Annotated in this window: 6 protein-coding genes, 1 tRNA gene and 1 rRNA gene; 7 read left to right on the forward strand and 1 reads right to left on the reverse strand. The window is 69.0% G+C overall.

All coding sequences use genetic code 11. From position 1 onward, the window contains the following. The 3 genes from rrf to ACZ43N_RS00015 form a co-directional block, all read left to right on the forward strand. Window positions 1-95: ribosomal RNA gene (rrf, locus tag ACZ43N_RS00005) — 5S ribosomal RNA — on the forward strand; the annotation flags it as partial. A 99-nt stretch (window positions 96-194) separates the two neighbouring features. Then, window positions 195-872: a DegT/DnrJ/EryC1/StrS family aminotransferase gene (locus ACZ43N_RS00010; protein ID WP_468094038.1), complete on the forward strand. Its 678-nt coding sequence runs from the start codon at window positions 195-197 to the stop codon at window positions 870-872. 97 nt (window positions 873-969) lie between these two features. Next, window positions 970-1,042 (forward strand) — tRNA-Thr (locus ACZ43N_RS00015). Between the two features lie 64 nt (window positions 1,043-1,106). Here ACZ43N_RS00015 and ACZ43N_RS00020 read toward each other — a convergent pair. Further along, a complete protein-coding gene (locus ACZ43N_RS00020; protein WP_468094039.1) occupies window positions 1,107-3,854 on the reverse strand; it encodes a SpoIIE family protein phosphatase in 2,748 nt (915 codons plus the stop codon). 396 nt (window positions 3,855-4,250) lie between these two features. Between ACZ43N_RS00020 and ACZ43N_RS00025 the strand changes: the two genes are divergently transcribed. The 4 genes from ACZ43N_RS00025 to ACZ43N_RS00040 all read left to right on the forward strand — a co-directional run bounded on the left by ACZ43N_RS00025 (window position 4,251) and on the right by ACZ43N_RS00040 (window position 14,828). Further along, window positions 4,251-9,737, forward strand: a complete 5,487-nt coding sequence (locus ACZ43N_RS00025; protein ID WP_468094040.1) for a HAMP domain-containing protein — start codon at window positions 4,251-4,253, stop codon at window positions 9,735-9,737. Between the two features lie 297 nt (window positions 9,738-10,034). Then, window positions 10,035-10,718 (forward strand): response regulator, encoded by a 684-nt coding sequence (locus ACZ43N_RS00030; RefSeq protein ID WP_468094041.1) that lies wholly within the window; start codon window positions 10,035-10,037, stop codon window positions 10,716-10,718. 219 nt (window positions 10,719-10,937) lie between these two features. Continuing rightward, on the forward strand, window positions 10,938-13,670 hold the full coding sequence (locus tag ACZ43N_RS00035) for an FtsK/SpoIIIE family DNA translocase (RefSeq protein ID WP_468094042.1): 2,733 nt from the start codon (window positions 10,938-10,940) through the stop codon (window positions 13,668-13,670). A gap of 294 nt (window positions 13,671-13,964) precedes the next feature. After that, the gene (locus ACZ43N_RS00040; RefSeq protein WP_468094043.1) at window positions 13,965-14,828 is read left to right on the forward strand and encodes a helix-turn-helix domain-containing protein; all 864 of its coding nucleotides are present in this window, start codon (window positions 13,965-13,967) and stop codon (window positions 14,826-14,828) included. Window positions 14,829-14,841: the final 13 nt, after the last annotated feature.

Genomic DNA, 14,841 nt, shown 5'->3' on the forward strand with positions numbered 1-14,841 from the left:
AAACGCCCGGTTACATTCCGAACCCGGAAGCTAAGCCTTACAGCGCCGATGGTACTGCAGGGGGGACCCTGTGGGAGAGTAGGACGCCGCCGAACAATCATTGAGAGAGCTGGTCCCCGAATTTCGGTTCGGGGACCAGCTCTTTTTTGTTGTCCGTCACTTGGCGTTCACGTTGCGCGACGAGCATCCGCACCATGGGTACCGTTGGAATGCTCAAGGCGGCAGGCGTCGGAGTCGGTGACGAGGTGGTCGTGCCGGCGTTCGGCAACCCCGAGGTCGCCCAGGCAGTGAGCCTGACAGGGGCAGCGCCGGTCTTCGCGGACATAGACCCGCTGTCGTACTGCCTGGACGCGGCTGCCGTCGAAGCCGTGGTGACGTCGCGGACGGTTGCGGTAGTCGCCGTGCACCGCTTCGGTCGGTCGGCGGACATCTCGGCACTGCACCAAGTGGGGCAGCGGCACGGCCTGTTGGTGCTGGAACAAGGCGAGTCGCAGACGCCGTACAGCGAGGTCGGAGTGCGCAGGGAGCGAGCCGCGTACCTCAATACCAAGTTGAAGGGCGTACGGACGCCGGAGGGATGTGACGGGCACACCTTCCAGCAATACGTCGTACGGGTACCGGGCAACGGGCGGCCGGACCGGGACGCATTCGCGCGGGCCGTACGGGCCAAGGGAGTTGACTGCAACGTGCCGGTGAAGACGCCGGTGCACCGTATGCCGGGATTCCGGCGGGACATATGTCTGCCGGAGACCGAGCGGGCCGCTGACGAGACGCTCGCCTTGCCCATCGAAGGGGATATGTCACGGCGCGAGCTGCACCGCCTGGTGTCGGCCTGCAACGCCCTCGGTGGGCTGCTCCAGCCGGCGTTCTGAGGGCGGTGGCCGGGGCCGTGAGCTTGGTTTGGGAGCACGGCTCTGTTCGGGGTATGATCTATTCCGTTGCCGCGAGGGAAACCTCAAAAAGCCACAGGCCCCTATAGCTCAGTCGGCAGAGCGTCTCCATGGTAAGGAGAAGGTCAACGGTTCGATTCCGTTTGGGGGCTCAGCAAAAAGACCCCGCCCACCAGGGCGGGGCCTTTTTCATGCCCTCTCGGGTCGCCCGCCCGCTCAGTCCTTGTGCAGGCCCGGTACCCGCATCGCCAGGATGGCCATGTCGTCCGACGGGGCGTCCGAGGCGAAGCGTTCGACCGCGCGCATCACACGCGCCGCCACGGCGCCGGCCGTGAGGCCCGTACAGGTGGTGAGAACCTCGGTGAGGCCGTCGTCGCCCAACATGCGGGTACCCTCGCGGCGTTCGGTGACGCCGTCCGTGACACAGAGAAGGACGTCACCGGGATCGAGGGTGACCGTCTGCTCGTACAGCTCAAGGTCCTCCATGACGCCGAGGAGGGGCTGCGGCTCGGCGGCGGGCTCGACGGTGCCGTCCTGGCGAAGGCGGAGCGGGAGCGGATGCCCGGCGCACACGACCTTCAGTACGGCGCTGCCGTCCTCCTGGGGCCACAACTCGCCGTACAGGAGGGTCAGGAAGCGGCTGCGGGCGCCCTCGTCGATGATCGCCGAGTTGAGGCGTTCCAGGACCGCGGGGCCGCCGTAGCCCTCGCGCGCCAGGAGGCGCAGGGCGTGGCGGGCCAGTCCGGTGACCGCGGCGGCCTCCGGGCCCGTTCCGCACACATCACCGATGGCGAAGCCGTACGCGCCGTCGCGGATGGGAAAGAGGTCGTAGAAGTCGCCGCCCACCTCGTTGCCCTCGCCGGCCGCGCGGTAGATGACCTCCACCTCGACGCCCTCGATGTCGGGAAGCTCGGGCGGGAGCAGGCTGCGCTGGAGGGACTGGCTGATGGCCATGCGCTCCGAGTACAGGCGGGCGTTGTCCAGGGCGAGGGCGGCCCTGCGGGACAGGTCCTCGGCGAGTTCGAGGATCTCCTGGCGGAAGTGCTCGTCCGTGGGCTTGCCGAGCGTGAGCATGCCGATGACGCGGTTGCGGGCCACCAGGGGCAGCACGACCGTCTCTCCGCCCACCGCCGAGGCCGTCGCCAGGGTCGTGCCGATGCCCGAGCTGACCGTGGCCGGCTCGCCGAGGCCCAGGCTGCGCATGGAGGTGCGCAGGGCCGCGCGGTGGCCCGCTTCGGCGGGGGCCGTCCAGACGCGGGCGCCCGGGGTGGGGATCGGCTCGGGCGGCGGGATCTTGGAGAGGAGGGCCTTGAGACCGTCGATGAGGTCCTCGTCCTCGTGGAGCACGTAGGAGAGGTAGGGGTCGGAGGCCTGGTCGGCGATCGTGTAGACCGCGCACCAGGTAGCGAGGGTCGGAATGGTCATCTGGGCCATCAGGGCCAGGGTCTGGTCGCGGTCCAGGGTGCCCGCGAGGAGGTCGGAGGCCTCGACGAGGAACGACAGGGAGCCGCGGCGCAGACGCTCCAGCTCGCCCAGGCGGGCCGATTCGACGGCGAGGGCGATGCGGTCGGCGGCGAACTGGAGGCGCAGGGCCTCCTCGTTGGAGTAGCGGCCCGCGGCCTCGGCGGCGACGCCCAGGGAGCCGGTGAGGCGGCCCTCGACCTTGAGCGGGACGGTGACGACCGAGCGCATGCCCGTGCCGTTGAGCAGGGGAACGGCGCCGGGGACGGCCGCGAGGTCGTCATGGACGGCGGGCATGCGGGCCGAGCCGTAGCGGCCGGGGCCGGCCTCGACGGGGACGCGGGCGAAACGCTGGCGGGCCGAGGGGAGGCCGGTGGAGGCCCGTACCTCCAGCTCGGTCTCGTCATCGGTGGCGAGGAGCAGGAACGCGGAGTCGCCGTCGAGCATGTCGCGGGCGCGCTCCACCGTGCGCTGGAGGAGACCGTCGAGGTCGTCAGGGGCGGGGGAGCCGATGAAGACCTCGAAGGGGTCCGTGGCCTGGCCGCTGTCGCCGGAGCCGGTCGACTCGCCGGCCGGGACACGGATCGGGGTCTGCAGGACGGCGCGCTCGTGGTCCCGTACGAGCAGGCAGACCGTGGAGGGTTCGCCGGCCGTGTCGCGCACCCGGAGGTGGGAGGCGTAGACCGGCGTTACCCGGCCGCTGGCGCCGCGGATGCCGTAACTGCCCTCCCAGCGGGAGAGTTGGAGGGCCTCGGCGACGCCGGTGCTGGTGCCGGGGGTGTGCGGCCAGGCGGCGAGGTCGGTGAGGGGCTTGCCGATGACCTGGTCGGGGGCGTAGCCGAAGAGTTCCTCGGCGTCCTCGTTCCACGCGTTGATCGCGCCCGCGCGGTCGATCTGCACGACGGCGACGCGGACCCGGCCGTCGGCGAGAGGCAGCAGATCGGCGGGCAGGGAGGGACCGGCGGTGCGGGTGCCCACGGGGCGGTCGGGGAGGTCGAGTTGGAACCAGACCTGCTTGTGCGTGGGGGTGTACTCGACACCCCATCGGCCGGCCATCGCCGCGCACAGCTGGAGACCGCGGCCGCCCTCGCGGTCGGGGCTGCCCATGTTGACGGGGCTGGACTGGAGGGGGATCTCGCGCTCGGGGTATCTGTCGGCGACCTCGATGCGTACGCCGTCCTCCGAGCGCAGACACAACACGTCGGCGGAGGTGCCCGCGTGGACGACCGCGTTGGTGACCAGCTCGCTGGTGAGGACCACGGCGTCGTCGACGATGTCTGCGAACCCCCAGCCCTGCAGGGTGTCGCGGACGAACGAGCGGGCGGTCGCGACGGATCGCGAGACGGGCTCGAAGCTGGCGGCCGCGCGCGCGGTGATCACAGAACTCCTTGTCCGGTTCTCGTTGTGCGAGGACCCGCGACCGACCTCCTGCCTGGGCAGAGGCTGATTATCCGTCGGCCTGGGGTCCTGGGGGGCTTCCCCAGGATGCAGTCCGGTGGTCATGGTGCGGCCGCCCCTCCGATGCCTGCCCGCTCGTGCTCGTGCGCCACCGCCCAGGCCGGACGGGACCGGCATGGCTGGACAGCCGCATGCAAGGTTACTTACCTTCGCCGTCCATGCGGATGCCGGTCGTCTGTGTTTCCGTCCGTAGGTGTGCGGACCGTGTGCGAAGCTGCCGAACTGTTATGGCCTGGTTCAGCCATGGTGAAACACTGGGCAGGCTTCCAGGAGAAGGCCGGCTCGGACCGCGTTCTGCCAGGTGCGCCGGGGAGTGGTGTCCGGCTCACCGAGCAGAAGTACCCGCGTACGAAGTAGTACGAGTGGTACGAGCAGTGCGAAGCGTCCGAGTACGGCGAAGTACGTCCAGCAGGAATGGTCGACCCTTGCGGGAGGGACACAGTGGAGTCTGGCGCAGCGACGCGAGGCACTGAAGCGCGCGCGAAAGGCGGACAGTCCCGGAACAAGCAGCGCAAACCGCGCAATGGGACCACCACCGTGGACACGGCTGCCCTGGATCGGCTGCTGACGGCGCTGGAGGCCATGCGCGACGGCAACTTCCGCAAGCGGCTCACCGTCTCGGGTGACGGTGTCATGGCTGAGATCGCCGCCGTGTTCAACGAGGTGGCGGACCGCAATCTGCATCTGACCGGCGAGTTGTCGCGGGTACGGCGCATGGTGGGGCGCGAGGGGAAGCTCACCGAGCGGCTGGAGACGGGGGCGACCGAGGGGTCCTGGGCCGCCGCGATCGACGCGTCGAACGCGCTGGTCGATGACCTTGTGCGGCCGGTTTCGGAGGTCAGCCGGGTGCTGTCGGCCGTCGCCGAGGGTGATCTGTCGCCGCGCATGGAGCTGCGGACGCACGCGCCGGACGGGAGCGGGCATCCGCTGCGCGGGGAGTTCCTGAAGGTCGGGCGGACCGTCAACAACCTGGTCGACCAGCTGTCGACGTTCACCGACGAGGTCACCCGTGTGGCCAGCGAGGTGGGCACCGAGGGCAAGCTGGGCGGGCAGGCGCGGGTGCGCGGGATGTCGGGCTCGTGGAAGGACCTGACCGAGTCCGTCAACACCATGGCGTACCGGCTCACCGCGCAGGTGAGGGACATCGCGCTGGTGACGACCGCGGTCGCCAAGGGCGATCTCTCCCGGAAGGTCACGGTTCACGTGGCCGGCGAGATGCTGGAGCTGAAGGAGACCGTCAACACGATGGTCGACCAGCTCTCCGCGTTCTCCTCCGAGGTGACGCGAGTCGCCCGGGAGGTGGGTACGGAGGGCCAGCTCGGCGGTCAGGCCGAGGTGCCGGGCGTGGCCGGTGTGTGGAAGGAACTCACCGATTCGGTGAACACCATGGCCGGCAATCTGACGGCGCAGGTGCGCGGGATCGCCCAGGTCACCACCGCCGTCGCCAACGGTGATCTGTCACAGAAGGTGACCGTCCCGGCCCGTGGCGAGGTCGCCAAGCTCGCCGAGACGATCAACCAGATGACCGAGACGCTGAGGATTTTCGCCGACGAGGTCACCCGCGTGGCCAACGAGGTCGGTGCCGAGGGGCGCCTCGGCGGCCAGGCGCAGGTGCCGGGCGCGGCGGGTACGTGGAAGGACCTCACCGATTCGGTGAACACGGTCTTCCGGAACCTCACGATCCAGGTGCGGGACATCGCGGCCGTGACCACCGCCGTGGCCAACGGCGACCTCTCGCAGAAGGTCACCGTCGACGTGGCCGGCGAGATGCTGGAGCTGAAGAACACCGTCAACGGGATGGTCGACCAGCTGTCCTACTTCGGTGCCGAGGTCACCCGCGTGGCCAACGAGGTGGGTGCCGAGGGGCGTCTCGGCGGTCAGGCGAAGGTGCCGGGCGCGGCCGGTACGTGGAAGGACCTCACGGACTCCGTCAACACGGCGTTCCGGAATCTCACCGGACAGGTGAGGAACATCGCGGCGGTCACCACGGCCGTGGCCAACGGCGACCTCTCGCAGAAGGTCACCGTCGACGTCGCGGGCGAGATGCTCGAACTGAAGAACACCGTGAACACGATGGTGGACCAGCTGTCGTCGTTCGCCGACCAGGTGACCCGGATGGCCCGTGACGTGGGCACGGAGGGCCGTCTCGGCGGTCAGGCCCGGGTGGACGGTGTCTCGGGCACCTGGAAGGAGCTCACCGACTCCGTCAACTCGATGGCCGGCAACCTCACCTCCCAGGTGCGCAACATCGCGCAGGTGACGACAGCCGTGGCCCGCGGAGACCTCTCGCAGAAGATCGACGTCGACGCGCGCGGCGAGATCCTGGAGCTGAAGAACACCATCAACACGATGGTCGACCAGCTGTCCTCCTTCGCCGACCAGGTGACCAGGGTCGCCCGCGAGGTGGGCACCGAGGGCCGGCTGGGCGGACAGGCGAGGGTCCCCGGCGTCGCCGGCGTGTGGCACGACCTCACCGAGTCCGTGAACGGCATGGCCGGCAACCTGACCGACCAGGTGCGCAACATCGCCCAGGTCGCCACGGCGGTCGCCCGCGGTGACCTCTCGCAGAAGATCACCGTGGACGCGCGCGGCGAGATCCTGGAGCTGAAGAACACGCTGAACACGATGGTGGACCAGCTGTCGTCGTTCGCGGAGGAGGTCACCAGGGTCGCCCGCGAGGTGGGTACGGAGGGCATCCTCGGCGGCCAGGCCGAGGTGCAGGGCGTCTCCGGCACCTGGAAGGACCTCACGCAGTCGGTGAACGGCATGGCCAACAACCTGACCATGCAGGTCCGCAACATCGCCGAGGTCACGACCGCGGTCGCCAAGGGCGACCTGTCGAAGAAGATCACCGTCGATGCCAAGGGGGAGATCCTCGAACTCGTCACCACGGTGAACACGATGGTCGACCAGCTGTCGTCGTTCGCCGAGCAGGTGACCCGGGTGGCCCGCGAGGTGGGCACCGAGGGCATCCTCGGCGGCCAGGCGCACGTGCCGGGTGTCACCGGCATCTGGAAGGACCTCAGCGGCAATGTGAACCTGATGGCCAAGAACCTGACCATGCAGGTGCGGAACATCTCCCAGGTGGCCGCGGCCGTCGCCAACGGCGACCTCACCCGTACGGTGACGATCGAGGCGCGCGGCGAGGTCGCGCAGCTCGCCGACACCTTCAACAGCATGGTCAAGACGCTGAGCTCCTTCGCGGACCAGGTCACCAAGGTGGCCCGCGAGGTGGGCACGGACGGCATCCTCGGCGGGCAGGCGCACGTACCGGGTGTGGCGGGCACCTGGAAGGACCTCACCGAGTCCGTGAACTCGATGGCGTCCAACCTGACGGGGCAGGTCCGCAATATCGCGATGGTCACGACCGCCATCGCCAAGGGCGACCTCACCAAGAAGATCGACATCGACGCGCGCGGCGAGATCCTGGAGCTGAAGACCACCATCAACACGATGGTCGACCAGCTGTCCTCCTTCGCCGAGGAGGTCACCCGAGTGGCCCGCGAGGTGGGCACCGAGGGGCAGCTGGGCGGTCTGGCGCGCGTGCGGGACGTCGACGGCACCTGGCGGGACCTCACCGAGTCGGTGAACGAGATGGCCGGGAACCTCACCCGGCAGGTACGCGCCATCGCGCGCGTGGCCACCGCGGTGACCCGTGGTGACCTGAATCTCAAGATCGACGTGGACGCGTCGGGCGAGATCAAGGAGCTGCAGGACTACATCAACAAGATGATCGCCAACCTGCGCGACACCACGATCGCCAACCAGGAGCAGGACTGGCTCAAGGGCAACCTCGCCCGGATCTCCGCCCTGATGCAGGGCCGCCGGGACCTCGACGACGTGGCCTCCCTGATCATGAGCGAGCTGACCCCGGTGGTCTCCGCGCAGCACGGGGCGTTCTTCCTGGCGATGCCGCTGGTCGACGGCAAGGACCTCGGCCCGGACAACGAGGACCAGTACGAGCTGCGGATGCTCGGCTCGTACGGCTACTCGATGGGCTCGATGCCGACGTCGTTCCGGCCGGGGGAGGCACTGGTCGGGACGGCCGCGCAGGAGAAGCGCACCATCCTGGTGGAGAACGCGCCGAGCGGTTATCTGAAGATCTCCTCCGGGCTGGGTGAGGCGCCCCCGGCGCAGGTCATCGTGCTGCCGGTGCTCTTCGAGGGGACCGTGCTCGGTGTGATCGAGCTGGCGTCGTTCACGCCGTTCACGCAGATCCAGAAGGACTTCCTCAACCAGATCGCCGAGATGATCGCGACGAGCGTCAACACCATCTCCGTCAACACCAAGACGGAGGTACTGCTGAAGCAGTCGCAGGAGCTGACCGAGCAACTGCGGGAACGGTCGGACGAGTTGGAGAACCGGCAGAAGGCGCTCCAGGCGTCCAACGCCGAACTGGAGGAGAAGGCCGAGCTGCTGGCCCGGCAGAACCGCGACATCGAGGTCAAGAACACCGAGATCGAGGAGGCGCGGCAGGTCCTGGAGGAGCGTGCCGAGCAACTCGCCGTCTCGATGCGCTACAAGAGCGAGTTCCTGGCGAACATGTCGCACGAGCTGCGCACACCGCTCAACTCGCTGCTGATCCTCGCCAAGCTGCTCGCCGACAATGCCGAGTCGAACCTGACGCCCAAGCAGGTCGAGTTCGCCGAGACCATCCACGGGGCGGGTTCCGACCTGCTGCAGCTGATCAACGACATCCTGGACCTGTCGAAGGTCGAGGCGGGCAAGATGGACGTCTCGCCGACCCGGATCGCGCTCGTCCAGCTCGTCGACTACGTGGAGGCCACCTTCCGGCCGCTGACCGCCGAGAAGGGCCTGGACTTCTCCGTACGCGTCTCGCCGGAGCTGCCGGCCACGCTGCACACGGACGAACAGCGGCTGCTGCAGGTGCTGCGGAACCTGCTGTCGAACGCGGTGAAGTTCACCGACTCGGGGGCCGTGGAGCTGGTGATCCGGCCGGCCGGCACGGATGTGCCGGTGGCCATCAGGGAGCAGCTGCTGGAAGCGGGCTCGCTGAGCGACCCGGACGCCGACATGATCGCGTTCTCGGTGACGGACACCGGGATCGGCATCGCGGCCAGCAAGATGCGGGTGATCTTCGAGGCCTTCAAGCAGGCCGACGGCACCACGAGCCGCAAGTACGGCGGTACGGGTCTGGGACTGTCGATCTCGCGGGAGATCGCTCGGCTGCTGGGCGGCGAGATCTACGCCCAGAGCGAGCCGGGACGTGGCTCCACCTTCACGCTCTATCTGCCGCTGCACCCGAGCGAACTCCCTCCGCAGGGGTACGCGAGCAACGGGCCGTCCTCGCTGGAGGCAGGTGAGCTGCTGGCCTCCGAGGCGGAGCTGAGCGAGCCCACGGAGACGCCGGCCGAGGTGAAGTCGTACCGGGAGACGCAGAACGGGGCCGCCGCGCTCTTCAGGCGCCGGCGCAGGTCCGTGCCGGCCGGTTCGCCGTCCGCGCCCGGCCAGGGCGACGGGCGGGCGCAGGAGCACTGGGCGCAGCAGTCCGCACAGGAGGCGGCGCCCCAGGCACGCCGTGCCGCCCGGTTCGACGGTGAGAAGGTGCTGATCGTCGACGACGACATCCGCAACGTCTTCGCGCTCACCAGCGTCCTGGAGCAGCACGGTCTGTCGGTGCTGTACGCGGAGAACGGCCGTGAGGGCATCGAGGTCCTGGAACAGCATGACGATGTGACAGTCGTCCTGATGGACATCATGATGCCCGAGATGGATGGGTACGCGACGACCACGGCGATCCGTCGGATGCCTCAGTTCGCCGGGCTGCCGATCATCGCGCTGACGGCGAAGGCGATGAAGGGTGACCGGGAGAAGGCGATCGACTCGGGAGCCTCCGACTATGTGACGAAGCCGGTCGATCCGGATCATCTGCTGGCGGTCATGGAGCAATGGATGCGGAGTGAGTGACGGGGCGGGCCACGGGCGGTCACAACCAGGTGAGCGGGAAGCCCAGTTGTTGACGGAGTGTGCCCGAGGCCGTGTAGAAACGCGGAAATCGGGGAACCTTCTGGTCTCCTGCCGCGTTTCTGCTATGAGCACAGTGACATCACGGTGACAGGGTGTGGCGACAGGCGGGGTGCGGCTACGATGACCGGCACAAGGATGGGCGGCGCAAGGGAGTCGTCCCCTGGGGTGACGCCCGGCGGTGTCACCTCGGATCCTGAGGACAGGGGAGGCCCCAAGCCGGGGCGAGGAGGGCGGGCCATGGTGCAGAAGGCCAAGATCCTCCTGGTCGATGACCGGCCGGAGAATCTGTTGGCGCTGGAGGCCATCCTCTCCGCGCTCGATCAGACGCTGGTGCGGGCATCGTCCGGGGAGGAAGCGCTCAAGGCGCTGCTGACGGACGACTTCGCGGTCATTCTGCTGGACGTCCAGATGCCGGGTATGGACGGATTCGAGACGGCCGCGCACATCAAGCGGCGTGAGCGGACGCGGGACATCCCGATCATCTTCCTCACCGCCATCAACCACGGCCCGCACCACACCTTCCGGGGTTACGCGGCGGGCGCGGTCGACTACATCTCCAAGCCGTTCGACCCGTGGGTGCTGCGTGCGAAGGTCTCCGTCTTCGTCGAGCTGTACATGAAGAACTGTCAGCTCAGGGAGCAGGCGGCGCTTTTGCGGCTCCAGTTGGAGGGCGGCCCCAAGGGAGCGGCGGGTGGAGTGAAGGAGCCCTCCGGCGGCATCCTCGCCGAACTCTCCGCGCGGCTCGCGGCTGTGGAGGAGCAGGCGGAGGCCCTCTCCAAACAGCTCGACGACGACTCGGCGGACGCGGCGGCGGTGGCGACCGCGGCCCATCTCGAGCGCAAACTCACCGGGCTGCGCAGGGCGCTGGACGCCCTGGAGCCGGGCACGGGCGGACCCGCCTCGGTGCCCTCGCAGAACTGAGCGGAGACCCGCTGCCGAAACGGTCGGGTCCCAGCATCTGTAAGTGACCGGGTCCAAGGCGCGAAAGTGGCCGGGGCCCGGGCGGAGTTGTGCCCTGATGGGATCAGGACTGACAGGCCGTCAGGGTCGGTCAATCCGGCGGCTCCGGGTGTGCGACACGAACGGGTGAAGCAGTAGGCACACGTGTCGGCTGTGGCCTCCACCGGTAACCTCACACTCATGGCCTCACGTCAGTCCGCTGCGAAGAAGTCGCCCGCGAAGAAGGCGGCCGCTCCGACGAAGGCTCCGGCGAAGAAGGCCCCCGCGAAGAAAGCCGCCGCCAAGAAGGCACCCGCCAAGAAGGCGGCGGCGAAGAAGACGGCCCCTCCGAAGCCGGCGCCCAATCCGACCGGGGGCGTGTACAAGCTCGTACGCGCCGTCTGGCTCGGAGCCGCGCACGCCGTCGGTGCCGTCTTCCGCGGCATAGGGCAGGGCGCGAGGAATCTCGACCCGGCGCACCGCAAGGACGGCGTCGCGCTGCTGTTGCTCGCCCTCGCCCTGATCGTCGCCGCAGGCACCTGGTCCCATCTGCGCGGTCCCGTCGGCGACCTCGTCGAGATGCTCGTGACCGGCGCTTTCGGCCGGCTCGATCTGCTCGTGCCGATACTGCTCGCGATCATCGCCGTGCGATTCATCCGCCACCCCGAGAAGCCCGATGCCAACGGCCGCATCGTCATCGGCCTGTCCGCGCTCGTCATCGGTGTGCTCGGACAGGTCCACATCGCCTGCGGGTCGCCCGCCCGCAGCGCCGGCATGCAGCCCATAAGGGACGCCGGCGGGCTCATCGGCTGGGGCACGGCCACCCCGCTGACGTACACCATGGGCGAGGCGCTCGCCGTGGCCATGCTCGTGCTGCTCACCGTCTTCGGGCTCCTCGTCGTCACCGCGACCCCGGTCAACGCGATCCCGCAGCGGCTGCGGCTCCTCGGGCAGAAGCTGGGCATCGTCGCGGCCGACGTGGACGAGGCATACGGCGACGACGACGCGCGCTACGACGAACAGTGGCGTGAAGCGCTCCCCGCGCGCTCCCGCAGGGGCGGATCCGCCCCCCAGCCGTACGACCCCGACGACGCCGAGCAGGAGGCCCTCTCCAAGCGTCGCCCCAGGCGCTCCGCCGTGCGGCAGCCCGACCCCGACCGGCCGATGGACGCAGTGGACGTCGCCGCCGCGGCGGCCGCCGCCCTCGACGGGGCCGTGCTCCACGGGATGCCGCCCTCGCCGGTGGTCGCCGACCTCACCCACGGGGTGAGCGCAGGGGACCGCGAGGAGACCACGCCCGTACCCGCCGCGCGCACCAGGACGCCCCAGCAGAAACCCCCGGCCGGCAAGGCGGCCAAGGCCCCGCAGCAGGAAGGCCTGGTGCCGGACCTCACCAAGAAGGCCCCCGACGAGCCGCGTGACCTGCCGGCGCGCGCCGAGCAGCTCCAGCTCTCCGGCGACATCACCTACGCACTGCCCTCGCTCGACCTGCTGGAACGGGGCGGCCCCGGCAAGACCCGCAGCGCCGCCAACGACGCCGTCGTCGCCTCGCTCACCAACGTCTTCACCGAGTTCAAGGTCGACGCCGCCGTCACCGGATTCACCCGTGGGCCCACGGTCACGCGCTACGAGGTCGAACTCGGCCCCGCCGTGAAGGTCGAGCGGATCACCGCGCTGACCAAGAACATCGCGTACGCCGTCGCCAGCCCGGACGTACGGATCATCAGCCCGATCCCCGGCAAGTCGGCGGTCGGCATCGAGATCCCCAACACCGACCGCGAAATGGTCAACCTCGGTGACGTCCTGCGCCTCGCGGACGCGGCCGAGGACGACCACCCGATGCTGGTGGCGCTCGGCAAGGACGTCGAGGGCGGCTATGTGATGGCCAACCTGGCGAAGATGCCGCATGTGCTGGTCGCGGGCGCGACCGGCTCGGGCAAGTCGTCGTGCATCAACTGTCTGATCACGTCGATCATGGTCCGTGCGACCCCCGAGGACGTGCGGATGGTCCTCGTCGACCCCAAGCGCGTCGAGCTGACCGCGTACGAGGGCATCCCGCACCTCATCACGCCGATCATCACCAACCCCAAGCGGGCCGCCGAGGCGCTCCAGTGGGTCGTACGCGAGATGGACCTGCGCTACGACGACCTCGCGGCCTTCGGCTTCCGGCACATCGACGACTTCAACGAGGCCATCAGGAACGGCAAGGTCAAGCTGCCCGAGGGCAGCGAGCGCGAGCTCCAGCCCTATCCGTACCTGCTGGTCATCGTGGACGAGCTGGCCGACCTGATGATGGTCGCGCCGCGGGACGTCGAGGACGCCATCGTGCGCATCACCCAGCTGGCCCGCGCGGCCGGCATCCATCTGGTGCTCGCCACGCAGCGGCCGTCGGTCGACGTCGTCACCGGTCTCATCAAGGCCAACGTGCCGTCACGCCTCGCCTTCGCCACCTCCTCGCTCGCCGACTCGCGCGTCATCCTCGACCAGCCCGGCGCCGAGAAGCTGATCGGCAAGGGTGACGGACTGTTCCTCCCGATGGGTGCGAACAAACCCACCCGAATGCAGGGCGCGTTCGTGACCGAGGACGAGGTCGCCGCGGTCGTCCAGCACTGCAAGGACCAGATGGCGCCCGTCTTCCGTGACGACGTCACCGTGGGCACCAAGCAGAAGAAGGAGATCGACGAGGAGATCGGCGACGACCTCGACCTGCTGTGCCAGGCGGCCGAACTCGTCGTCTCCACGCAGTTCGGCTCCACCTCCATGCTCCAGCGCAAGCTGCGCGTCGGTTTCGCCAAGGCCGGACGGCTCATGGACCTCATGGAGTCGCGGGGCGTCGTCGGACCGAGCGAGGGCTCCAAGGCGCGTGACGTGCTCGTGAAACCGGACGAGCTGGACGGAGTGCTGGCGGTGATCAGGGGGGAAACTGAGGAGTAGGGACTCGTTCCGAAAGGCCCCCATGCGGGTGGAAGACGTAGGGAACACGGGTGGACTCACGGCATCCGGGTATTCGAACGTGACCCAGCCGTAAGGAAAAAGTGAGCAACCGTTTCCCCTCGGCGTACGTCAAGTTGGAGGAGGGGAAAGCACCGTGCCCCACCCTCACCACCAGCAGGATGACCGGCCATTCTGATGGCGTACAAACACTCACCGCCCGGTTGCCCCACCCTTTCGCACCCCCCCTAGACTGAACTTCCAGCACAGGTGGCTACACGCTCGAAAGGCGCCCCCGTGTCCATCGGCAACTCCCCTGACGGCAACTTCCCCGAAGACGAGCGTCCGTTCGAAAACGACCGAGATGAACGTGCGGCGGAACGACCCTCGATCGGCCATGCCCTCCGGCAGGCGCGCATCGCGGCCGGGCTGACCGTCGACGACGTCAGCACTGCCACCCGGGTGCGCATCGCCATCGTGCAGGCGATCGAGAAGGACGACTTCACCACCTGTGGTGGCGACGTCTACGCGCGCGGTCACATCCGCTCGCTCGCGCGCGCGGTGCGCATCGACCCCGCCCCGCTGCTCGCCCGGTACGACGAGGCGCACGGCGGGCGTCCCGCGCCGACCCCGGCGGCCCCGCTGTTCGAGGCGGAACGCATCCGCCCCGAGCGCCGCGGCCCCAACTGGACCGCCGCCATGGTCGCCGCGATCGTCGCGGTGATCGGCTTCGTCGGCTTCACCGCGTTCGACGGCGGGCAGGACGACGCCTCCACCCAGGCCGTCGAGGGCTCCACGGCGACCGCCGGCAAGTCCCCCTCTCCCACGCCCAAGGCCGACAAGCCCGAGGCCGACCCGAAGCCGGACCCCTCCGACAGTGCCATCGCGGCCGCACCCCGCGACAAGGTCACCGTCCGGGTCAGCGCCTCCGACGGTCGCAGCTGGATCTCCGCCAAGGACCACAACGGTCAGCTGCTGTGGGACGGCCTCCTCCAGCAGGGTCAGTCCAAGACCTTCCAGGACAGCTCCAAGATCGACCTCGTGCTCGGTGACGCCGGTGCCGTCCAGCTGTACGTCAACGGCAAGAAGATCGAGGACGACTTCCGTCCCGGCCAGGTCGAACGCCTGACGTACACGAAGGGCGACCCGGAGGTCGGCTGACCGACCTGTGCGC

It is taken from the genome of Streptomyces sp. NPDC030814 (genome assembly GCF_055572155.1).

Bases quoted from the DNA above. Each gene is read 5' to 3' on its own strand.
- ACZ43N_RS00035 (WP_468094042.1), top strand. From the start codon at position 10,938: ATGGCCTCACGTCAGTCCGCTGCGAAGAAGTCGCCCGCGAAGAAGGCG.
- ACZ43N_RS00030 (WP_468094041.1), top strand. From the start codon at position 10,035: ATGGTGCAGAAGGCCAAGATCCTCCTGGTCGATGACCGGCCGGAGAAT.
- ACZ43N_RS00010 (WP_468094038.1), top strand. From the start codon at position 195: ATGGGTACCGTTGGAATGCTCAAGGCGGCAGGCGTCGGAGTCGGTGAC.
- ACZ43N_RS00020 (WP_468094039.1), bottom strand. From the start codon at position 3,854: ATGACCACCGGACTGCATCCTGGGGAAGCCCCCCAGGACCCCAGGCCG.